Genomic DNA, 21,954 nt, shown 5'->3' on the forward strand with positions numbered 1-21,954 from the left:
GATCGCAGCCGACCCGGCAAAGCTGATGGAAAGGCCTCGAACCGCTATTCCTCGAAATCCCGTCCCTTGCGCAGGAGATAGATGTCCATGATCCAGCCGTGCCGCTGCCTGGCCTCGGTCCTGAGCCTCAGAATGTCGGTGGCGATGTCGCCAAGTCGTCCTGATTTGACGATCTCGTCCTTGGTACCGAGATAGGCGCCCCAGAAGATCTCGGCGTCGGGATCGTCGATCGTCGCAAAAGCCTGTTCGCCGTCAAGCATGACGACAGTGCTGTCGGACAAAAGCCCGTCCCGCGCCAGCCTGCGCCCTGTAGTGATTTCGATCGGTTTGCCGACGAGGTTGACCGGGATTCTGTGGCTGGCCGCCAGTGCCTGAATGCTGGTGATGCCGGGAATGACGCTGTAATTGAAATCCAGGCTGCCTTCCTGGCGGACGCGTTCGATGATGCGGATCGTGCTGTCGTAGAGACTGGGATCACCCCAGACGAGAAAGGCGGCGCTGCCCTCATCCGGGAGACCGGAGATCAGCGCTGCATAGATGCGGGCGATCTCGCCGTGCCAGGCGTCAACGCTTTGCACATAGGTCTTGTCCGCCGTCTGCCTTTGCGGCACCGCGAATTCTGAAATCCTGCCATCCGGCCGCGTGATATAGCGTTCACAGATATCCCGCCGGATCTCGGCGAGCTCTTCCTTGCCGGCGCTCTTGACCGGCAGGAAGACCACGTCGACCGCGTTCATTGCGTTGATCGCCTGTATGGTCAGGTGCTCCGGGTTGCCCGTGCCGATACCGATGATATGGATGTGCTTCAAGCGGATGCTCCCCGGTGAGTCCTGGCGTTTTGCCGAAAAAGCCGGCTCGCCGCAAGGGCGGGACAGGGAGTTGGCCGCGGCCAACCGGGCCGCCCAGCGCACCTTGGGTCCTATTGTTGCTGCAAATCCCGAATCGTGTCACTTTCGATACGCTTTTTGACGCTATGTTGACAGAAAAGCGCATCGAAAAGGATTGGGTGTTTTGGACAACATTAGCGTATCGACGACAGATGTACGGATCGAGCGGCATGCGAACCAGCTTTCGCGGCAACTGAAGCTCCTTCGCGACAAGCTGTTTCCGCCGCTCTCGCAAAAGACGCTACGAACATTCTCCTCCGGCGAGGCGGCCCAGATGATCGGCGTCTCGGACGGCTATCTTCGCCAGCTTTCACTGGATGGCAAGGGACCGCAGCCAGATTTTGCCCAGAATGGCCGGCGTTCCTACACGCTCGGCCAGATCAACGAATTGCGCCAGTATATGGCCAAGCTCAAGCCGAAGGACGCCCTTTCCTATCAGCCTTGGCGTCGCCCTGGTGAAAAGCTGCAGACGGTTGCCGTCACCAATTTCAAGGGCGGCTCAGCCAAGACAACGACGACGCTCTATCTGGCGCAGTATCTGGCGCTGGCGGGTTACCGGGTGCTTGCCATCGATCTCGATCCGCAGGCTTCGCTTTCCTCTATGCTCGGCGTTCAGCCCGAATTCGATCTTTCCGAAGGCGATACGCTCTATGGCGCAATTCGCTATGATGAGGGCCGCAAGCCGCTGAAGGAGATCGTCCGCAAGACCTATTTCGACGGACTGGATCTGGTGCCGGGCAATCTCGAATTGATGGAGTTCGAGCATGAGACGCCACGGGCACTGAACGACCGGCAGCGAGCGGGCGAGCTGTTCTTCCGTCGCGTTGGCGTTGCCATTGCCGAGGTCGAGGCGGATTACGACATCGTGGTGATCGACTGCCCGCCGCAGCTCGGTTACCTCACGCTTGGCGCCGTCTGCGCCGCAACATCGCTGCTCATCACCATCCATCCGCAGATGGTCGACGTCGCTTCCATGTCGCAGTTCCTGCTGATGACTTCGGATCTGCTTTCCGTCGTACGCAAGGCCGGCGGCGACCTGCAGCACGACTTCATCAAATATGTTGTCACTCGTCACGAACCCTTCGATGCGCCGCAGTCGCAGATCGTTGCGCTACTGCGCAGTCTTTTTAGTGATGACGTGTTGACGGCGACCATTCTCAAATCGACGGCGATCGCCGATGTCGGCCTGACCAAGCAGACGCTCTACGAGATCGAGAAGGGGCAGGTGCGCCGCTCGACCTATGACCGGGCGCTGGAATCGGTCAATGCCGCCAACAGCGAGGTTCTCGCCGGTATTCACAAAGCCTGGGGTCGAGCATGAGCAGACGCGATCGCCTGAAAGGTCTTTTCGACGATACGGCGCAGGAGTTGGCCGCGGCCAACTACGAGGAACCATCTTCGCGCGGATCGGCTGGGCCGGTTCGGACGATGGCGCTGACCCTTGGCCGCATGGAGGAAGAGAGCAGGGCGATGCAGGAGGCTTTGCTCTCCGGTGAACGCATCGTCGAGCTCGATCCTGATCTGATCGATTCCTCCTTCGTCCGCGACCGCCTTGTCGACCAGCCCCTCGATATTGAGGACGAGTTGGTGCAGTCGATTGCCGAGAACGGCCAGGAAGTGCCGATCCTCGTTCGCCGCCATCCCAATGATGAGGATCGCTACCAGATCGCCTACGGCCATCGCCGTCTGCAGGCGGTCAAGCTGCTCGGCCTCAAGGTGCAGGCGATCGTCCGCAAGCTCGACGATACCGATGTCGTCATCGCGCAGGGCATCGAGAATTCGGCGCGCCGGAACCTTTCCTATATCGAGCGCGCCGTCTTTGCCCTCAATCTCGAGCTCAAGGGTTTTGAGCGCCCGGTCATCATGAAAGCGCTGTCGACGGACAAGACGGAGCTATCGAAGCTGATATCCGTTGCAAGAGCTATTCCCGCCGAGATCGTCAGGTCGGTCGGAGCCGCACCCGGCATCGGGCGACGCCGGTGGATGGCTCTAGCCCAGGATTGGAATGGGATGACGGCCGCCCGGCTTGCGAAGCTCATTGCCTCGGGAAGTTTCATGGCGGAAGAGAGCGACCGCCGTTTCGAGCTTTTGGTTGCCGAGCTCGCCAAGAAAGAGGCGAAGCCCGAATCCACGGAATTTGACTGGAAGCCGAAGAGCGGCGGCAAGATTGCCGGCCGAATCAAGAGCGCCGGCAATTCCTTCACGATCGCGTTGAAGACCGGCGATGCGCCGGATTTCGGCGCTTACATTTCACGCCGTCTCGATGAGCTTTACGAAGCCTATCGGGCCGGCAAGTTGCAAGCAGGAGAGTAGGCCGCAAAAGAAAAAAGCCTCCGAACGTTGCCGTCGCGGAAGCCTTTCTCATATCTGGACAATCTGAGAATCGCACTTCCTCGAATCACTGTCAAGCGTCTTCGGCATCCCTTTGGGTGGTAGGTTTCTTTTGCCTTGAAAAAAGGTGAGGGACATGGAGCCTCAATATGTATCGACGCCCTTTGGGCGGCGAGCGATGACGCTTGGCATGCTGGCAAGCCAGGAAAACGCCAGCAAGGTCGATCCGGACGCATCGGTCGACAAGTGGAAGATATTTCGTGCGCTCTGCGAAGCAAAGGACATGGTCGGCGTATCGGACCGTGCCCTGGCTGTTCTCAACGCGCTGTTGACCTTCTACCCGAAGAACGAGATTGCCGAGGCCAACGGTTTCGTCGTCTTCCCATCGAATGAGCAGCTGTCGCTGCGTACGCATGGCATGGCCGGCACGACGCTGCGGCGAAACCTGGCGATGCTGGTGGAAGCCGGCCTGATCATCCGGCGAGATAGCCCGAACGGGAAGCGTTTTGCCCGCCGCAATGGCGAGGGCGGGCTTGGTGAGGCCTTTGGCTTCAGCCTGGCGCCGCTCCTGGTGCGCGCTCGCGAGATCGAGGCGCAGGCGGCTCAGGTGATGGCCGCCAAACGCGAATGGAAGCGCCTGAGAGAGCGCCTGACACTTTGCCGGCGTGACATCACCAAGCTCATCGAGATCGCGCTGGAGGAGGAAATTGCCGGCGAATGGATCGACATGCAGAAGCATTTCAATCTGCTTTCCGCTAGCCTGCCGCGCCGCCCGTCGACCGCCGAGATGGAAAGCCTGCTGGCGGATCTCGAAGCTTTCCGGGAATTGATCGTCAAGACGCTGGAATCGAAGTCGAAAACAGAAAAAACAGACGCCAATGATAACCAAAACGGTCGGCACATACATAATTCAAACCCAAACCCCATATCTGAACTTGAACCAAGCTTCGAAACGAAGCAGGGCGCAAAGCTGGAGGAAGAACCGCAGCCGTGGCGGGAGCCGCCGAAATCCTTCCCCCTTGCCATGGTTCTGCAGTCCTGCCCGGAGATCGTCGCTTATGGCCCGGGCGGCGGCATTGGCAGCTGGCGGGATCTGATGGCCGCAGCCGTCCTCGTCCGTTCCACGCTTGGCGTCAGCCCGAGCGCCTATCAACTGGCCTGCGATGTCATGGGGCCGGAAAACGCCGCCACGGTGATCGCCTGCATTCTGGAAAGGGGCGGACATATCAACTCTGCCGGCGGCTACCTGCGTGACCTGACGCGGCGGGCGGAGCGTGGCGAATTCTCGCTCGGCCCGATGCTGATGGCGCTGATGCGGGCAAATGGTCCGACGGCGAGGAAAACCGGATGAACGGCTATGAAAAAGCTTCACGCCAGCTGCGACGGTTAGAAGCATATGCGGCCGGTCGATCAGACGTCTTGACGGCTTCCTTTCCCGCAGTTTTGTTGAACGACACTGTTAACCATGTCATACATGGCGGAAGGAAACATTCGGTTTGCTTCCATTTGTGAAAAACTGTAAAGCTTAACAATGGGCTACGATATTGACAGTGCAATGCTTCAAACCTTGCTTTCAGCCATTGCCGCGGCGGAGGATGCGGTGGCGCGGCTGGACGAACGTGTGTTGCGCTCGCCGGTCGGCGAGGGATTTGCCGAACGCAGCCATTTCTTCGACGCCGCCGGCGCGCTCTGGGTGGCCGGCGAACTCGTTCATGTCGAGGACCTCGTTTTACATGATGCGCATATGGATAGCCGCGCTCCTACCCACGAACTGACGATCGCCCATTCCGTGCTGCGGGCACGTCGGCGCATCTGGACCGGCGAACCCTCCTGGGCACTCGGTGTCGCGGGTCTTGCGACGCTGACTGCGCCCGGCGGGGAAGGGGAGGGGAAAGTGCCAGACGCGACGAGCCCCGCAGGTCCGGTCGACACCGACGAGGAGGGCGAGCATGAAGACGGGCCGCTCGCTGCCGAGATGGCGGAGATCGATGCGCTTCTTGCCCGCTCGCAGAAGCTGCTCGATATCCATACGGGGAAAACGCCGCCAAGCGAGACGGCTGCCCTTACCCCGGCAAGGCGCAACGAAGATCCTCTCGGCTTGCTCGGTGACGACGAGTGGGACGAGGAACAGCGGCTCGCGGAGTGGCGAAGCGTCCAGCCATTGGCCGATAGCTTGCCGCCGGTTCTCGGCGCCATCATCCTCTTCGAAGCCTGGGAAAGGATCGAGCCGTTGCGGCGGCAGCACTGGCTGGGCGGTCTTCTGGTCGCAAGCCATCTACGCGCCCGCGGCAAGGTCGCCTCGCATCTGTTTTCTTTTTACGGCGGGCTGAAGCTGGTGCGCCATGAGCGTCGTCGAGCACGCGATCGCGTCACGCGGCTGCAAGCCTTTCTGGAGGCGATGCACCTGGGCGCTGTGGCCGGCCTCAAGGAAATCGACCGCTTGACCTTGGCGCGCACGCAAATGGAGTTGCGCTTCCGTGGCCGCCGTTCGAACAGCAGCCTGCCGGAACTTGCCGATTTCGTCTTGTCGCGGCCAATGGTCTCGGCGGCGATGATCGCCCGTCATCTGCGCATCACACCGCGCGGTGCGCTGAACCTCGTCAATGAGATCGGCATTCGTGAAATCACCGGCCGGGGGCGCTACCGCGCCTGGGGCATTATTTGAAACGAAAACGGCCGGGCGTTGGCCCGGCCGTTTCCTTTGGGTGAGCACCCAGTCCGCCATCCTGTCACAGACTGCAGACCAGGCGCTCTTGCGCTTCCTTTGCCCCCAGAAGCGCAGTCCCTATTCCCGCTCGCCCGTGAAGTTGAGCAGAAGCTGGAAGATGTTGACGAAGTTCAGGTAGAGCGAGAGCGCACCGAAGACGGCGAGCTTCTGGTTCGATTCCTGATCGTAGTTTTCCGAATACTGTTCCTTGATGTTCTGCGTGTCATAAGCGGTGAGGCCGACGAAGACGACGATGCCGATCACCGAGATCGCAAATTGCAGGGCGCTCGAACCCAGGAAGATGTTGACGACAGCGGCGATGATGACGCCGAAGAGGCCCATCATCAGGAACGAGCCCATGCGCGAGAGATCGCGCTTCGTTGCATAGCCGTAGAGGCTGGTGGCGCCGAACATCGTCGCGGTAATGAAGAAGGTCCGCGCGATGCTCGCCCCGGTGAAGACCAGGAAGACGGAAGCGAGCGACAGGCCCATCACGGCGCAGAAGGCCCAGAAGGTGATCTGGGCGGTGCCGGCCGACATCGTCTGGATCTTGAACGAGAAGAAGAAGACGAAGGCGAGCGGGGCGAGCATCACCACCCACTTCAGCGGAGAGCCGAAGATCGGGACGTAGAGTGCCGGCGTCGAGCCGACGACAAAGGCGACGAGGCCCGTTATGACGAGTCCGAGAGCCATATAGTTGTAGACGCGCAGCATATGCTGGCGCAGGCCTTCGTCGAAGAGGGCCTGGGAGCCGGCGACGGCGCCATAGCGGGGATTGATCGGGTTCATGCTGATCTCCTCGGTTTGAATTAGTAGAGCGAGCGGGCGAGCCGTTCGGCCGCCTGGTCGAGATTGAGGCCGCTATCGTCGGCGATCAGCGCATAAGCGACCTCGCCGATCTGCCAATAGGCGGCTTCTGCTTTTTCCAGCGTGAGATGACTGACCGGCTTGACCTCGAAGGCGCCCGGACGGACGGCAAAAAGCGACAGTTGCTTTCCATCTGCTTGCTCGATCGCCATCTCGACGCTGGGGCCGAAGTCGGACGGGAAGATCTGCACGTCGGCGACCTTCCAATCCCTGGGCAGTTCGGGCATCACGATCGCGGTGGCGGCGCGAATATCGTCGGCGCTATAGGTGGCAGGCGTCTGCGGAGGCATCGATTGGCGGAGAGCCGCGGTCTGATAGGCGCGGACGGCATCCTCGACATAGGCGGGCGCTGGAACCGATGCCGCCACCTCAGTCGCCGAGAAGGCGCCGAAGGAATTGTGCGCCACCCAGCCGGCGGCGATCAGAATGCCGACGGCGGCAACGCGCTGCATCGAATGGAAGATACGGCCATAGGAAAGGCCACGTTCCAGCCGGCGGGCGGCATCGCGGGTCTCGGGGCGGCCAAAGGCACTTTCGCCGGCCAGCGCCAGACGCAGTTCGCCCCTCACGCTGAGGTCGGCCATGACCTTGGCGGCAATCGCCGGATTCTCGGAAAGATAGGATTCCACCTGGATGCGACGGGCGATATCGAGCTCGCCATCGACATAGGCGTTAAGGTCGGCATCGAGGATCGGATCAATTGCTTTCATTGCCGTTCCCTCCGATGATTCTCAGATGCGAAACCCGCGGCGTCTTCTCCTCGAATTCGCGCAGTTGAGCGCGCGCGCGGGAGATGCGCGACATCAGCGTCCCAACAGGAATGCCGAGCGCCTGGGCGGCTTCCTGGTAGGAAAGGTCTTCGATCGCGACGAGATGCAGCGCCTCACGTTGTTCCTCCGGCAGGTCGAAGAAGGCGTTGCGCACCTGCTGCAGGCGCACGGCATGTTCCTGGCCGGCCGGCAGTGACTGCTCGGCTTCGACAGCCGCCTCATCGTGGCGGCGCGTCAGCGATCGGTGCCGGCGAAGACGATCGATATGGGCATTGTGCAGAATGGAGAGCAGCCAGGTGCGCAGGTTGCCGCCGCTGCGGAAGCTCTTTCGCTTTTCGAAGGCGCGCACCAGCGCATCATGCACCAGATCCTCCGCCTCATCCGAATTGCGCACCAGCGAGCGAGCGTAGCGCCTCAGCGCTGCAAGCTGTCCGATGACGTCGAAGGGGCGTTCTTTGCGTTCCATGCTTGAGTATACGCGCGTGCGGCGGGTTTTATTCCCGCGGACGTAAAAAAATCATGCGGGCCGAAGATCTTGGCCGGATCATCATCAAAATAGTCTTCTCAAGCGGCAGGCGCCTCAAATCCCCAATTGTTTATGACAATTACATGACAGATCATGACGCCGCTGATTTGCAGGGGACAATAAAGAATGAAGGAAAAGAAGCGGGTCTACGAAGCTCTCGTGGACGGCGCCATGGAAGGGCTGACGGATGATGCACTTTATGATTTCGTCAAGGCGCGTTGTCCGAAGGCCACCAGCAAGAAGATCGTCCGGGCCTCGCTTCTCGCCCTGATGGATCCTCATCTCAGAGACCGCAATATTCTCGACGTGATCTACGCGCTGGCGATCAAGCATCGGCTGGATGACGGGGTGCTGGACGACGGCGAAGACGAGGAGCCCGACGAGCGGGCTCAACCGGCGCAGGCAGCCAACCAGAACATGCCACAGCTGTCCTGATGCAGGTCGCCTGAAATGGTCAGCCGCCGTCCGAAAGCTCTTCGAGGATCGGACAGTCCGGCCTGTCGTTGCCGTGACAGGCATGCACGAGGTGCTCCAGCGTCCGGCGCAGTTCCGTCAGCTCGCGGATCTTGCGGTCGATCTCGGTAAGCTTTGTCTGAGCGATATCCTTGACGTCGGCACTCGCCCGGTCCTTGTCCTCATAAAGCGCCAGCAATTGCCGGCATTCTTCGACGGAAAAGCCGAGACCGCGCGAGCGCTGCAGGAAGCGCAGCTTGTGGACGTCGGTTGCGGCATAGTCGCGATAGCCGTTTCCGCCCCTTTCGGGGCGGATGAGGCCGATATCCTCGTAGTAGCGGATGGTCTTCGAAGGCAGGCCGGACCGTTCCGATGCTTCGCCAATATTCATCGCCATCTCCTATAATTTTGCAAAGCGCAGTCTCAGCGCATTTGATATGACCGAAACGGACGAGAGGCTCATTGCTGCTGCGGCGATCATCGGCGAAAGCAGCAGCCCGAAGATCGGATAGAGCACGCCGGCCGCGATCGGCACGCCGAGCGCATTATAGCCGAAGGCGAAGCCGAGATTCTGGCGGATGTTTTGCATCGTCGCCTCCGCCAGCCGTCGCGCCCTGACGATGCCGTTCAGGTCACCCTTCACCAATGTGATGCCGGCGCTTTCCATCGCGACGTCGGCGCCGGTCCCCATGGCGATGCCGACATCGGCGGCGGCGAGCGCCGGCGCGTCGTTGACGCCGTCGCCGGCCATGGCGATGATCGCGCCCTTGGCACGCAACTCGTCGATCAGCGCCTTCTTGCCTTCCGGAAGCACATCGGCGCGCACCTCGTCGATACCGAGGCTCTTTGCCACCGCACGTGCCGTGCGCTCGTTGTCGCCGGTCGCCATGATGATCTTCAACCCGCTGTTGTGCAGCGCCTTGATGGCGGCTGTTGTCGTCGGCTTGATGCGGTCGGCAACGGCGACGAGACCGGCAAGCGCGCCGTCGAAGACCACGAACATCACCGTCTTGCCGTCGCCGCGCAGGGCTTCGGTCTTCTCGGCAAGCGCGGCTGGATCAATGCCGAGATCGGTGAGCATCGCGGTATTACCGAGCGCTACCGTCGTATCGCCGGCACGGCCCTGAACGCCCTTGCCGGTCTTTGCCTCGAAACCGGTGACCTCGACGAAGGGGACGCCGCGCTCCTCGGCGCCGGAAACGATCGCTTCGGCCAGCGGATGTTCGGAGCCGCGCTCCAGGCTTGCCGCCAGCGACAGCAGACGGTCTTCCCCGACGCCACCGAAGGCGACGACGTCGGTAAGCTTCGGCTTGCCTTCAGTCAGCGTGCCGGTCTTGTCGACGATCAGCGTGTCGACCTTGGAAAAGCGCTCCAGCGCTTCGGCATCCTTGATCAGCACGCCTTCCTGGGCGCCGCGCCCCGTGGCGATCATGATCGACATCGGCGTCGCAAGGCCGAGCGCACAGGGGCAGGCGATGATCAGAACGGCGACGGCGGCAAGCAGTGCATTCGCCATGCGCGGCTCGGGCCCGATCGCGGCCCAGACGAGGAAGGCAAGGATGGCAGCAGCGACCACCGCCGGCACGAAGACGGCCGACACCCGGTCGACCGCGCCCTGGATCGGCGCTCGCGAGCGCTGCGCCTTGGCGACCATGTCGACGATGCGCGACAGCACCATGTCTGCGCCGACCTTTTCGGCAGCCATGACGAAGGTGCCGTTCTTGTTGATCGTGCCACCGGTCAGCGGGTCGCCTTTCGACTTCTCCAGAGGCAAGGGCTCGCCTGATATCATCGATTCGTCGACGATCGACTGGCCTTTGAGGACGGAGCCATCCACCGGCACCCGCTCGCCAGGGCGAACGCGCAGCCGGTCACCGGCCTGAATATCGTCCACCGGCACGTCATTTTCGCTGCCGTCGGCATCGATGCGCCGCGCCGTCTTCGGCGCAAGATCGAGCAAAGCGCGAATTGCCGAGCCGGTGCGTTCGCGCGCTTTCAATTCCAGCACCTGACCGACGAAGACGAGCGCGACGATGACGGCCGCCGCCTCGAAATAGACTGGCACGGCCGCGCCATGGCCATGGAAGCTCATCGGGAAGATGCCTGGTACAAGCGTGGCGACGACGCTGTAGACATAGGCGGTGCCGACGCCGAGACCGATCAGCGTCCACATATTCGGGCTGCGGTTGACGAGAGACGCCCATGCGCGGCGGAAGAACGGCAGGGCCGCCCAGAGCACCACCGGCGTTGCCAGCAGCAGTTCGATGTAGCTCGCCTGCGGCTCGCCGATCGTTTCGCGAAGCGGCAGGCCGAACATCGGCCCCATGCTCAGCGCCAGCAGCGGCACGGCAAGGGTGGCGCTGATCCAGAGCCGCCTGACGAAATCGACGAGTTCCGGGTTCGGACCTTCGTCAGCGGGCGGAAAGCCCATCGGCTCCAGCGCCATGCCGCATTTCGGGCAGTCGCCGGGACGGTCGCTGACGACTTCGGGATGCATCGGGCAGGTATAGAGCGTGCCCTTAGGTGCCGGCTTTGCCGGCGGGCGCTTGCCGTCGCGATAGGCTGAAGGATCGGCTTCGAACTTCGCTTGGCAAGCGGCCGAGCAGAAGTAGAATTTCTCACCGTCGACTTTCAGAAAGTGCTTCGTCGTCGAGCGATCGACGGTCATGCCGCAGACGGGGTCCTTCGCGGTCAGATAATCCTCGGGTGCCGCCGCAAACTTCGTCCGGCAGCCCTCGGAGCAGAAATGATAGGTGCGGCCCTCATGCTCGAGCGAGGGCTTGCCGGCCTGCGGATCGATGGTCATGCCGCAGACAGGATCACGGATCATGACATCGGCAGCCTTCTCCTGATCATGTCCGCAATGGCAATGATCGTCGCCATCGGCGTGGCTGTGATGGTGATCGTGTTCGTGCTTGATATCCATGACTATCTCCTGTGCCCGGAGGGCCGTTCGATAGGCTTATCCACCTTCCAGCGACTGGAAGGTCAAGCACTATTTTCATGGATTCGATTTTGCGACGGCTAATCCTCAGATCGGGATGATCAGCCCAACGGGCTGGCTCCCGAGCAGGGCGGCGACCGAAATGCTGCCCCCGGGCTCGATCGTCTTTCCGGTCAGCAGATCCGCCTTCAGACCGTGAAGCGGGGAGGGGACGGCGATCGCCGTATCCTCCCAGAATTCCGGGCCGGCAAATAGCACGCCGGGATCGAGCCATCCGAACATCAGCCGCGGGGCTGCGATGATTGCGAAATCGCTCTTTTGCACCCGGGCAAAAGCAAGCACATGGTCGCGCCGGGCGCCCGTCACCTTCAGCGGCAGATAGTCGCCTCCAGCAAAGAGCTCCGCCTGCCGCTGGCGCAGCTGCAGGCCGATCCCGACGAGGCGCTGCTTCAGCGCCGCCGCCTGCAGCTTGGCGATCGGTCCGGCTTCATCAAGCCATGCCTTCAGCCGCTCATGATCGACCGGTCGGCGGTTGTCTGGATCGACGAGGCTGAAGTCGAAGCTTTCGGCACCCTGGTAGATATCGGGAATGCCGGGAGATGTCAGCTTGAGCAGCGTCTGCGACAGGCTGTTGAGGTAACCCGCCGCGACGAAAGGCTGCAGCACCCTTTCGAAATCCTCGAGAAAGAGGTTATTCTCAGGCGAGACCAGCGCCGCGGCATAGGCTGCGACCGCTTCCTCGTAAGCGGCATCCTGCTCTGTCCAGCCGCTGCGTAATTTCGCCTCTCGCACCGCCTTGACCGCGTAATCGGTGAAGCGTTCGCGGAGTTCTTCCGTTTGTCCTCTGTCGAAATCTTCCGGCCAGATGCCGGCCAGCGCCTGATAGAGCATCCATTCGACATTGGGTTCCGGCGCGGCACCCTCCGGCAGATCCTTAAGCCACGGCCCGTTCATCTCGCGCCACCGCCCGACCGCCTGTGCAAAAACATCCGCGCCCTCGCTCAGCGCATAAAGTCTTGCACGCGCATCCTCGCCGCGTTTGGTGTCGTGGGTGGCGCTTGCCGAAAGCCCATGCGGCTGCAGCCGCGCTCGCTCGGCCATGCGGCGGTGGAATTCCTCCGGGCCGCCAGGCGCCTTGCCCGGTTCGCCGCCCACTTCGTTTGCGGCAAGCAGCCTGTTGTAGCGATAAAACAGCGTATCCTCGGTCGCTTTGGCCATCACCGGCCCGCTCAATTGCTGGAAGCGGATGCGGAACTCGTGGGCCGCATCACCTTCGACCTTGCCTTCGAGCAGCTTCAGCACATGGTCGCATGCACGTCGATCATCGAGCCGCGCCATGGCTTGCGAGGCGGTCGCCGCAAGGACCGCTGAATCCTGCCAGGAAAGCGGGCCGCCATCGCCATAGGTGCGGTAGACGGGAAAGGTGATCAGCAGTTCGCTGAGCGCGGTGGCGATCTCGTCTGTTTTTAGCTCGGGAAAGATGCCTGCCGCAATCGACACCAGCCTGCCGGTCTCGCCAGCGAAATTGCGGTCGACCATCAGTTGCTTGGCAATTCGCCGGCCCGCCTCGAGATCACCCGTCTCGCCGGCGATGCTGCGATAGGCATCGTCCAATATGCGCAGGCCGCCGGCGTCGATGAACAGCTCGCTTAGTGCGGCGATGAATTCATATCCCGTGGTACCGGCAACCGGCCAGCTCTCCGGCAGGACCTCGCTAGCCCCAAGGATCTTTTCGACGACGATATAGGTGTCCGGTCCCACCGCCTCCCGCAACCTGTCGAGATAGGCCTTAGGCTCGGCGAGCCCATCGACATGGTCGATGCGCAGGCCCTGCACCTTGCCATGGCGCACCAGCTCGATCACTAGTCGGTGCATGTCGTCGAACACAGGGGGATCTTCGACGCGGGTGCCGACCAGTCCGGTCACCTCGAAAAAACGGCGATAGCTCAGATGTCGCGCCGCCGCTTTCCAGTGGATCAGTCGCCAATGCTGTGCCTCATGCAGGCTTCTCATGAAATCGCGATCGGCCGAGACGTCATCGAGCTTCTGCTGGAGGACTGCCCGATCGCCGCCTTCGAAGAGGATATCGCGCATCGCGCAGTTGAAATTCTCGCCGGAGGTGACGGCCGCAGCTTCCGCCATTCTGGTGGCAACCGGATCGTCGAGCCGGTTTGCGATCGCTTCGTAGCTTCCGGGGTTCATGGGCAGCAGCGTCTCGAAATAACCGAACGCGAAGTTACCGTGCGTTTCGTCGAGCGCGATGCGCAGCTCGCCACCGGCGAGTGCTCCCTCGAAATCCTGACCGAGCTGCGGCAGGGTCAGCGGTTCGCTCCAGTCGATGTCGAAGTGGCTGAAATAGGCGCTCTGCCGGCCAAATATCAGTACGTCGCGCCACCAGCCGTTTTCCGGCGAGGCCGCCATGTGGTTCGGCACGATGTCGAGGATCAGTCCCATGCCTGAGGAGGCGAGGCTTTCCGTCAGCCGCTCGAATCCGGCCCGGCCGCCGAGCGCCGGGTCGACCTCGTTGGCGTCTGTCACGTCATAGCCGTGGGTCGAACCGCTGACGGCGGTGAAGATCGGCGAGGCGTAGAGGTGGCTGATGCCGAGTGTCTTGAGATAGGGGACGAGGCCGCAGGCGCGATCGAAGGTCATGCCGTTGCGGAATTGGATCCGGTAGGTCGCTGTCGGAAGTGTCATGGGGCCGTCTGACGTTGGAAGGAGATTGTCCCCAACGGTTGCAGCGCGGCTTTTGTTCCCTTACCGGCAGGGCATCTCTATTCAGACACGCAAAGAACGATGCTTCAATCGATGAAAACGCCGACGCTTGCGGCGCGTCCGGCCGAGTCGATGACGGTCAGTTTCGAGTAGCCGCCACCGTCGGGCAGCCATTGCTGGATGCGCCGGCGGGAGAGGTCGGGCAGCGGCTTGCCGTTGGCAAGCCAGCGGAAGGGGGCGCGGCCGCCCTGGAGCTTCAGCATCAGCGGGGACAGGTTGCCTTGCCCAGCGCCAAGATCGACATGAGCGCCCTCGGGCGGATAGATGATCTGCGGCGCGGCCTCGCGGCCGGAGGTGAGTAGGCCGCTGGCATTGAGGGCGAAACGCCGCTGGCTGATCGGCAGATCGGACTGGGCGATGCGTACGGCGCCCGCAGGCGGGCGGGGCAGCGGCGTCGTCGCGATGCCTGACTTGGCGAACCCTTCGAACAGGATGGGCGCGGCGGTACCATAGCCGGTCAATCCCGGCACGGCGCTATTGTCAGGCCGTCCGACCCAGACGCCGAGCACATAGCGCCCGTCATAGCCGACCGACCAGGCGTCGCGATAGCCATAGCTGGTGCCGGTCTTGTAGGCGATGCCACGTTGTGGCGCGCCGGCGGGAGGAATGACGCCGGAGAGAATATCGGCGACGTTCCAGACCGCGACCGGTTCCAGCAGCGGTTCGCCGTCGAGCTTGCCCGGTGCACCGGTGACGCCGTCGCCGAGCCTTGCCGGCTGGCCGCGATTGGCGAGCGCCGTATAGAGCTGCACCAGATCCTTCAGGGTGATGCCGACGCCGCCAAGCCCGATCGCAAGCCCCGCCGTCTCATTCGGCGGCAGGACCGGGCGGACCTCGGCGCGGCGGAAGCGCGCCATCAGCCGTGACGGCCCGACGGCATCGAGCAGCTTGACGGCAGGCACATTTAGCGAAAGCTGCAGCGCCTCGCGCACGGTGACGTCGCCCTGGTAGCTCATGTCGAAATTGCGCGGCCGGTAGCCGAAGAAATCGGCGGGCCGGTCTTCGATGATCGTCTCCTGCGATACCAGGCCCTGCTCGAAGGCCAGCCCATAGATGAAGGGCTTCAGCGTCGAGCCCGGCGAGCGGTTGACGCGCGTCATGTCGATCCAGCCGGAGCGGCTGGCATCGAAATAATCGGCCGAGCCGACCTCACCGACGATCGCGCCGGTCTGGGCATCCGCCATCACCATGGCAAGCGAAAGCTTCGGCCCGAGCTTGAATGCCGCTGCCCGCGCAACCGCCTCCAGCCCCTGCTGCACCTGTTTCTTCAACGTCGTGTGATGCTTGAGGACATCAGGCTCCTTGCGCAGTGCTGCTTCGGCGACATGGGCGGCAAGTGCCGGCAATTGCATACGCTGGGGCGGGACCGCGACGCCTTCGGCCCGTTCGGCTTCGCCGTCACCAACGGCTCTAGCGACCGCCACCCGATCGAGCACACGCTTGCGTGCGGCCTCGGCTGCCTTGAGATTGCGATCCGGCCGGCGCCGTTCCGGCAATTGCGGCAGGGCGACGAGCAGGGCTGCCTCGGCGACCGTGAGGCGGCGCGGTTCCTTGCCGAAATAGGCAAGGCTTGCGGCGCGCACGCCTTCCAGGTTGCCGCCATAGGGCGCGTGCGTCAGATAGAGGTCGAGGATCTCTTCCTTCGACAGCCGTCGTTCGATCTGCACCGCGCGCGCCAGTTGCAGGAGCTTTGCCGAAAGCGAGCGTCCTTCGCGCGGCTCGATCAGCCGCGCCACCTGCATCGAAAGCGTCGAGGCGCCGGAGACGATACGGCCGTTGCTGACCAGTTGCACGGCAGCGCGCCCGAGCGCCCAGAGGTCGACGCCGCCGTGGTCGTAGAAGCGCTGGTCCTCATAGGCGATCAACATGCGCAGGAATTGCGGATCGACGTCGGAGACCGCCGTCTTCAGCCGCCAGCGGCCTTCCGACGTCGCAAACGCACGTAACAATTGCCCATCGGCATCGAGCACTTCGACGGACACGGCATTCGCCCCGTCCAGAGGCGGCGGAAAGGCTTTGTCGGCGGCATCGAGCGCGAAGAAAGCCGCGCCGGCAAGAACGATGCCGGCTGCGGACCCGATCGCAAACTTGTGCCACCGCCTCATTATTGCGCCGTCACGACCTCCATCTTGCCGGTTGCCGTGCGGGCCGAAAGCTCCGGCCGGTACATGTCCTCGACGTTTGCGGCCGGATGGTCGTAAGTGCCCGGGGTGACGGCGCGCACGACATAGGCGACGTTGAATTCGCGCTCGTCGCCTTCTGCGCGGTTGAAGGCGGCCACGAAGCGGTCGTAACGGAATTCGGTATGGGCGGCGGAGATCTCGCCGATCCAGTCGAAATTCGTCATCTGCGCGCTGTCGACGAGGTTCGGATTGTCGATCTCGAAGCCGGCCGGCAGAAGATCGGTGATGACGATGCGCGAAGGCCAGGTGTTGGTTTCGCGCACATGGATGACGACGACGTAGCGCTCGTTCTGCTTCGCCTCGCTGACATTCGCCTCTTCGCCGTCGAGTGTGTAATAGGTGCGCTCGATGGTAAAGCCGTCGCCGCCGGCCGGCAACGGCACGGTGGGCGCGGCAACTGTGGTGACGACGGCCGAAACCGCGTCACCTGTCTGGTTGGTCAGCGTCAGCGGATGGTCGCTCAGCGCATCACCTGATATCTTCGCCATGTAGGCACCGGTGTGCGGCGCGCCGTTGACATCGACCTTGAGGCCGTCGTCACCGCCCTGGATGGCGCGGGCGGCGAGCAGCATCCAGGCCTCTTCCTGGGTGCTCTTATATTTGCTGCGGCCCCATTCCTTGGTGACGGCCTTGGCAAGCTCCGGAATGACCGGCGGTACCGGCCGGCTTTCGGCAGCAAGCGCCAGGATCGCCGCGCCATCGCGCAGGATCGTGCCGTAGTCGGTGCGCGACAGGTTCACGCGCGACACCATCGACTGCTCCGACATCTGCAGCGCGTCGAGGAAAATATTCTTCGAACGCTGCGCATCACCATAGAGCGCCAGTGCGGCGGCGATATGCGCCTTGGCGAGCGGCGTCGGGAAGTCGTTGATCATCGTATCGGCATAGTAGCGCAGATCGCTGATCGCAGCCTTCTTGTTGCGGGCGAGGACGTAGATGGCATAGGCGATCTGGTCGCCCTGGCCCTTGATGTCGGTTGTGTAGGACAACGTGTTCTGCAGGTTTTCAAGCGCCTGCACGAAGGCCCTTTCCGGCACGTCGTATTTCATTTCGCGGGCCCGCGTCAGGAAATCGGTGACGTAGGAATCGAGCCAGACATCGCCCGAATCCGGTCCCCAGAGGCCGAAGCTGCCGGCCGAGGCCTGATAGGAGAGGACGCGGTAGATCGCATCCTGCACGCGCTTCTTCACATCGTCGTCGTTTTCCATGCCCGCCTGCTTGGCCACTTCGGCGAGATAGAGCAGCGGCAGCGCCCGGCTGGTGGTCTGCTCGGCGCAGCCGAAGGGATAGCGGTCGAGCGTCATCAGCAGGGCTGGGATATCGAAGGCGGCCGAACGGGTGACATTGACGCTGATCGAGGCGCCGGGCAGCACGCTGTCGGCGAGCAGGTTCTTGTCGACGGTGAGCTTTGCCCCGGGCTTTAGCGCCAGCACCCGCCGTTCGGTGATCGGCAAGGAGGCCGGGCGCACCGGCACGTCGACCGTCTGGTCGAGCGAAAGGCCGGAAGCGTCGGAGAGGTTGATCGAGACGCTGCCGGCGCCCGGCTGTTTACCGATGAGCGAAAGCGTCAGTTCGGATTTCGCGCCGGCCTCGAGGCGGATCGTCTGCGAGGCGGACGCTTCCTCGATGCCGACCGAATCATTGCCTGTCAGTTGCAGCTTGTAGTCGCCAGCCGGCGCATCGGTGTTGGCGATGTCGAGGCGCAGATTGGCCTTGTCGCCGGGGGCGAGGAACTTCGGCAGGCTTGCGGTCACCACGACGGGATCGCGGATGATGACATCCTTAACGCCGTGGCCGACGCCTGATTTCGACCAGGCGACTGCCATGACGCGCGCCGTGCCGTTGAATTGCGGAATGTCGAAGGAGACATTGGCCTTGCCTTCGGCGTCGAGCTTCACCGGCCCGGAGAAGAAAGCGACGAGCTTCTGCGTCGGCGGGCTTGCTTGCAGCGCAATGGCGCCGCCATCACCGCCGGTCCTGAGCTTGCCGGTCGCACCCAGCGAGCCGTCGATCAGGCGGCCATAGAGGTCCCGGATTTCGAGGCCGAGCTGGCGCTGGCCGAAATACCAGTCTTCCGGGTTCGGCGGTTCGTAGCGCGTCAGGTTGAGAATGCCGACATCGACGGCAGCAACCGTCACATAGGCGTCCTCGTTGGCGCCGGCGCCCGCCACCTGCAGGCCGATAGCCAACGGTCCGCGCGGCAGCATCTTTTCGGGTGTTGCGAGCGTCACCTGCAGCGCGCGCTGTTCAGGATCGACCTTCAGCCATTTGATGCCGATCGAGCGCATCGGCATGTGGCTGTCCTGGGCGTCGCCGGGGCGGAAGAGCGTGGCGGTCACATAGGCACCGGCACCCCAGTCTGATGTAACGGGGATGTCGACCTCGCCGCCGGTCTCGCCGATCGTGGCGTTCTGTACGGCAACCAGCTTTTCGGTTCCGGCCGTCACCATCAGCTCGCCGCTATAGCGCGAGGTGACTTTCAGCTTGGCGGTTTCGCCGATCTTGTAGCTGTCCTTGTCGAGGGCGATCTCAAGCCCGTCGGGCGTTTCGGTCGAGGTCGAGGTCACGAACCAGCCGGCGTCGAATTCGACGCTGGAAGTCGGGCCGTCGGCATCGGGGCTTTCCACTTCGAGACGATAGCGGCCCCAGGTCACCGGCACGGAGATCTTGCCGCCGTCCATCGTCGCGTCGACGCTGCCGTTGGAGACCTGCTCGGCGGTGTAGACCGGCTCGTATTTCCAGGCCATTCCCTCGCGATACCACTGATATTCGCGGTTGAGGCTATAGAATTTCCAGCGCAGGCCCTTCGTCTCCTGCTTCTGTCCATCGGCCTTGACGCTGATCACCGTGAAGTTGGCGATCGCGTTCTCCGGCAGATCGTCGGAAAATTCCGGCTTGATGCCGATCGAAGCGCCCTGGTTCTTCACCGGAATGGTCAAGGAGCGCTCGATGGCGCGGCCGCCTGCCTCCTGCATGCGCATATAGACGGTGGCGTTGAGCAACTGTGTCGTTGCCGGCAGGTCGCTGATGGTCAAGTCGGTCGAGGCTTCGCCGTTCTCGTCGAGTTCCGGCAGGCCGTCGATCGGCAGGCGCGAATCCTCGCTCGCTTCTTCGTCGGCGAGGCCGAAGAGGAAGCCCTTGTAGGCCGCACTCTCGCGCGTCGGCTTGACGACGACGTCGCCTTCAAGCGTCAGGCCGGCGGCCGGGGCGCCGTAGAGATATTTGCCCGAAACCGTAATCGTCGCTGGCGTGTCCGGACCGACTTTCCTGGCCTCGGTCTTGATCTCCATGTCGGTGCGATCAGGGACGAAATCATCGACGAGGAAACTCTTGGTGGCGATCGCGCTGCCCTTGGGATCGGTATAGATGTTCATCGTCCAGGTGCCGCGCATGGCGTTTTCCTGGGTCGGGAAATCGATGGTATAGCCGCCGAGATTGCTGGTCTGGCTGACGATCCGCCGGTCTTCGACACCATCTGGACGACTGAAGATGAAGGTGAGCGGCAGGTTCTCGATGGCGTTGCCATCAGTGTCGCGGGCAAGTGCCTGAGCATGAACCGTTTCGCCGGCTCGGTAGATGCCGCGTTCGGTAAACGTCAGCACGTCGATCGCGCCGGGTGCTGCGCGGCCCGTCACGCCTCGGTCGGAGAGGTCGAAGCCGGCGCGCGTCATGTCGAGGAAGACATAGTCCGACGTGCCGTTTTTGGCGGTAATGACGGCCGGCGTCAGCGCCGCCATGCCGCGGATCAGGCCTGCGGTGAAGGTGGCGCGGCCGTTTTCGTCGGTGGTGGCGGTGCCGAGCACTTCATTGTTCTTGGCGAGCAGCTGCAGTTCGACGCCGGCGATCGGCTTTGCCGAGGCGAGCGAGCGGGTGAAGACGTTGAGCCCGTCCGTGCCGGCATAGGTGGTAACGCCGATATCGGAGACCAGGAACCATTGCGTCGCCTGCGAATCCCACTCCTGCGCGGGGCCGGTTGCCGCCGTTGCGGTCATCACGTAGATGCCGGGCTTGCGCTCGGGCAGCGCCTCGTCGACCGGGAAGCTCGTGACGATGTCCTTGTTGAGTTCGTTGGCGATGTCGATCGAGCCCTGCCAGACGAGTTCGCCGCTCTGGTCCTCAATGTTCTGGGCGCTGTAGCCGTCGAGCTGGGACAGGAACTGCGAATTGGTCAGCAGCGGCGCTATAGCGCGATCGCCGATACGGTAGAGTTTCAAGTTGGCCGAGGTCATATTGACCGAGACGATCGGGATGCCGCGGCGCGCCGTCGAGGGCAGCACGAAGCTGTCGCCGGTGAAACGCACCATCTGGCTGCGGTCCTTGATGTAGACGTCGACGCTGACAGGTGCTTCCAGCACCTCGTCGACGGCCGACGGCAGGCCGGTGCGCAAGGCGATCTTGTAGGTCTGGCCATGCGTCAGCCCCTCGACGCAGATCTGCTTGTCCTTGGTTTCGAGTGCCTTTGGTGCTTCGCCGTTCAGCGTCACGAAGGGTGTGTAGTCGGTGGTTTTGACCAGCGCCTCGGAGAAGGTGACGCAGGCACGCGGCGTGGCGCTGTCGGCATCGACAGTGTGTTCGGTGACGCGGAAGCCCTGCGTCGATTTCAGCTGCAGGTAGGCCGCCTGCACATCCTTGGCGCCGACAAGCGCCAGGCTCGCCTTATAGGCGTCGAGCGCCGGGCGGTAGTTGGCATTCCGCTCCAGCGCAGTGGCGAGCACGGCCAAGGCCTCGGCGCGTTTGGCGGTGGTGCGCGTCAGCTCGTAGCCGTTCAGCGCGTCGAGCACGGCCTGGCCGGTTGTGTTGCTTTCGGCGCTGCCAAGCGACGCTGCGGCGCGGGCGGTTTCGAGCCAGAGATCGGCGTCGTCAGGTGTGATCGACAGCGCCCCATGGAAGGACTTCAGCGAGTCGGCCAGGTTGTTGGCAGTGAGGTCGAGGCGGGCATTGGCCGTCAGGCTGTCGACGCCCTGGCCCTGCTGGTCGTCAGCGAGTTCGAGATTGTCCTTGAAATCATGGGCCTGCTGGATGAGGTCGCTGCTCAGGAAGGTGAGGCGCGGCGCAGCCCCGATATCCGGCTCCTGCTGGCCGGCCGTTTCGACGATCTTGCCGGCGATGGCGCCGGGGAAGGCGTTCATCGTCTTGAAATCGGATTTCAGGAAGCACCATTTCACCTTGGGATTGTAGGTGAAGGCCTTGCAGCTCTTGTCGCCGATGCAGGAGGTTTTGCACTGATCGAGCGAGACGTTCTGTTCGGTGCGAAGATCGAAGCCGAAGAAATCGGCGTCCTTGATCGTCTGGATGTCGCGCTTGGTGTCCGCAGCGGCGGCGGGAAAGCTGATGGCGATCGTGGAAAATGCGAGTGTCGCGAAAACAAAGAACGAGCGCACGGACATAGTTTCCCCCCGGAAATGCTGGCTCTGACCGGCGGGCACTGTCCTCACTCCTCGCGAGATTGTCAACTCAAGTCGAGCGCTGTTTCATCTTCACACAGGCGCTTTCGTCTGGCTGTCACATTGG

14 protein-coding genes are annotated in these 21,954 nt (G+C 62.7%); 5 read left to right on the forward strand and 9 right to left on the reverse strand.

The genetic code is table 11. From position 1 onward, the window contains the following. Positions 1-44: 44 nt before the first annotated feature. Complete coding sequence (gene cobF, locus HFO99_RS06570; protein WP_222333825.1) at positions 45-809, reverse strand: precorrin-6A synthase (deacetylating); 765 nt, start codon at positions 807-809, stop codon at positions 45-47. Positions 810-1,011: 202 nt separating this feature from the next. Here cobF and repA point away from each other — a divergent pair, with 202 nt between their 5' ends. The 4 genes from repA to HFO99_RS06590 all read left to right on the forward strand — a co-directional run bounded on the left by repA (position 1,012) and on the right by HFO99_RS06590 (position 5,883). Then, positions 1,012-2,208, forward strand: coding sequence for a plasmid partitioning protein RepA (gene repA, locus HFO99_RS06575; RefSeq protein WP_222360070.1), 1,197 nt, complete (start codon positions 1,012-1,014; stop codon positions 2,206-2,208). Beyond that, entirely contained in the window at positions 2,205-3,200 is a 996-nt protein-coding gene (repB, locus tag HFO99_RS06580) for a plasmid partitioning protein RepB (protein WP_222333824.1), read from the forward strand. Before repA ends, repB begins: the two co-directional genes overlap by 4 nt. Positions 3,201-3,354: 154 nt before the next feature. After that, a complete protein-coding gene (gene repC, locus HFO99_RS06585) occupies positions 3,355-4,569 on the forward strand; it encodes a plasmid replication protein RepC (protein ID WP_222360072.1) in 1,215 nt (404 codons plus the stop codon). A gap of 180 nt (positions 4,570-4,749) precedes the next feature. Then, on the forward strand, positions 4,750-5,883 hold the full coding sequence (locus tag HFO99_RS06590; protein ID WP_222360074.1) for an RHE_PE00001 family protein: 1,134 nt from the start codon (positions 4,750-4,752) through the stop codon (positions 5,881-5,883). Between the two features lie 120 nt (positions 5,884-6,003). Here the strand turns inward: HFO99_RS06590 and HFO99_RS06595 are convergent, their stop codons facing one another. The 3 genes from HFO99_RS06595 to HFO99_RS06605 are packed head-to-tail and all read right to left on the reverse strand — an operon-like array spanning position 6,004 to position 8,028. After that, positions 6,004-6,714, reverse strand: a complete 711-nt coding sequence (locus HFO99_RS06595) for a Bax inhibitor-1/YccA family protein (protein ID WP_222333820.1) — start codon at positions 6,712-6,714, stop codon at positions 6,004-6,006. A gap of 20 nt (positions 6,715-6,734) precedes the next feature. Beyond that, entirely contained in the window at positions 6,735-7,502 is a 768-nt protein-coding gene (locus HFO99_RS06600; protein ID WP_222360076.1) for an anti-sigma factor family protein, read from the reverse strand. Then, positions 7,489-8,028: a sigma-70 family RNA polymerase sigma factor gene (locus HFO99_RS06605; RefSeq protein WP_128412070.1), complete on the reverse strand. Its 540-nt coding sequence runs from the start codon at positions 8,026-8,028 to the stop codon at positions 7,489-7,491. Before HFO99_RS06605 ends, HFO99_RS06600 begins: the two co-directional genes overlap by 14 nt. A gap of 186 nt (positions 8,029-8,214) precedes the next feature. On the opposite strand from HFO99_RS06605, the gene HFO99_RS06610 reads away from it, so the two are divergent. Beyond that, positions 8,215-8,523, forward strand: coding sequence for a hypothetical protein (locus HFO99_RS06610; protein ID WP_128403586.1), 309 nt, complete (start codon positions 8,215-8,217; stop codon positions 8,521-8,523). 19 nt (positions 8,524-8,542) lie between these two features. Here the strand turns inward: HFO99_RS06610 and cueR are convergent, their stop codons facing one another. The 5 genes from cueR to HFO99_RS06635 form a co-directional block, all read right to left on the reverse strand. Next, positions 8,543-8,932 carry a Cu(I)-responsive transcriptional regulator gene (cueR, locus tag HFO99_RS06615; RefSeq protein WP_222300661.1) on the reverse strand — a complete coding sequence of 130 codons (390 nt, stop codon included), beginning with the start codon at positions 8,930-8,932 and terminating at the stop codon, positions 8,543-8,545. A gap of 9 nt (positions 8,933-8,941) precedes the next feature. Then, positions 8,942-11,467, reverse strand: a complete 2,526-nt coding sequence (locus tag HFO99_RS06620) for a heavy metal translocating P-type ATPase (protein ID WP_222360078.1) — start codon at positions 11,465-11,467, stop codon at positions 8,942-8,944. Positions 11,468-11,572: 105 nt separating this feature from the next. After that, positions 11,573-14,182 (reverse strand): malto-oligosyltrehalose synthase, encoded by a 2,610-nt coding sequence (treY, locus tag HFO99_RS06625; protein ID WP_222360080.1) that lies wholly within the window; start codon positions 14,180-14,182, stop codon positions 11,573-11,575. A 104-nt stretch (positions 14,183-14,286) separates the two neighbouring features. Then, positions 14,287-16,365, reverse strand: coding sequence for a penicillin-binding protein 1C (gene pbpC / locus HFO99_RS06630; protein WP_222360082.1), 2,079 nt, complete (start codon positions 16,363-16,365; stop codon positions 14,287-14,289). After that, positions 16,365-21,830 carry an alpha-2-macroglobulin family protein gene (locus tag HFO99_RS06635; protein WP_222360084.1) on the reverse strand — a complete coding sequence of 1,822 codons (5,466 nt, stop codon included), beginning with the start codon at positions 21,828-21,830 and terminating at the stop codon, positions 16,365-16,367. The genes pbpC and HFO99_RS06635 overlap by 1 nt, the downstream gene beginning before the upstream one ends. Positions 21,831-21,954: the final 124 nt, after the last annotated feature.

This window comes from Rhizobium leguminosarum (genome assembly GCF_019798305.1).
GTDB classification, from domain to species: Bacteria; Pseudomonadota; Alphaproteobacteria; order Rhizobiales; family Rhizobiaceae; genus Rhizobium; species Rhizobium leguminosarum_U.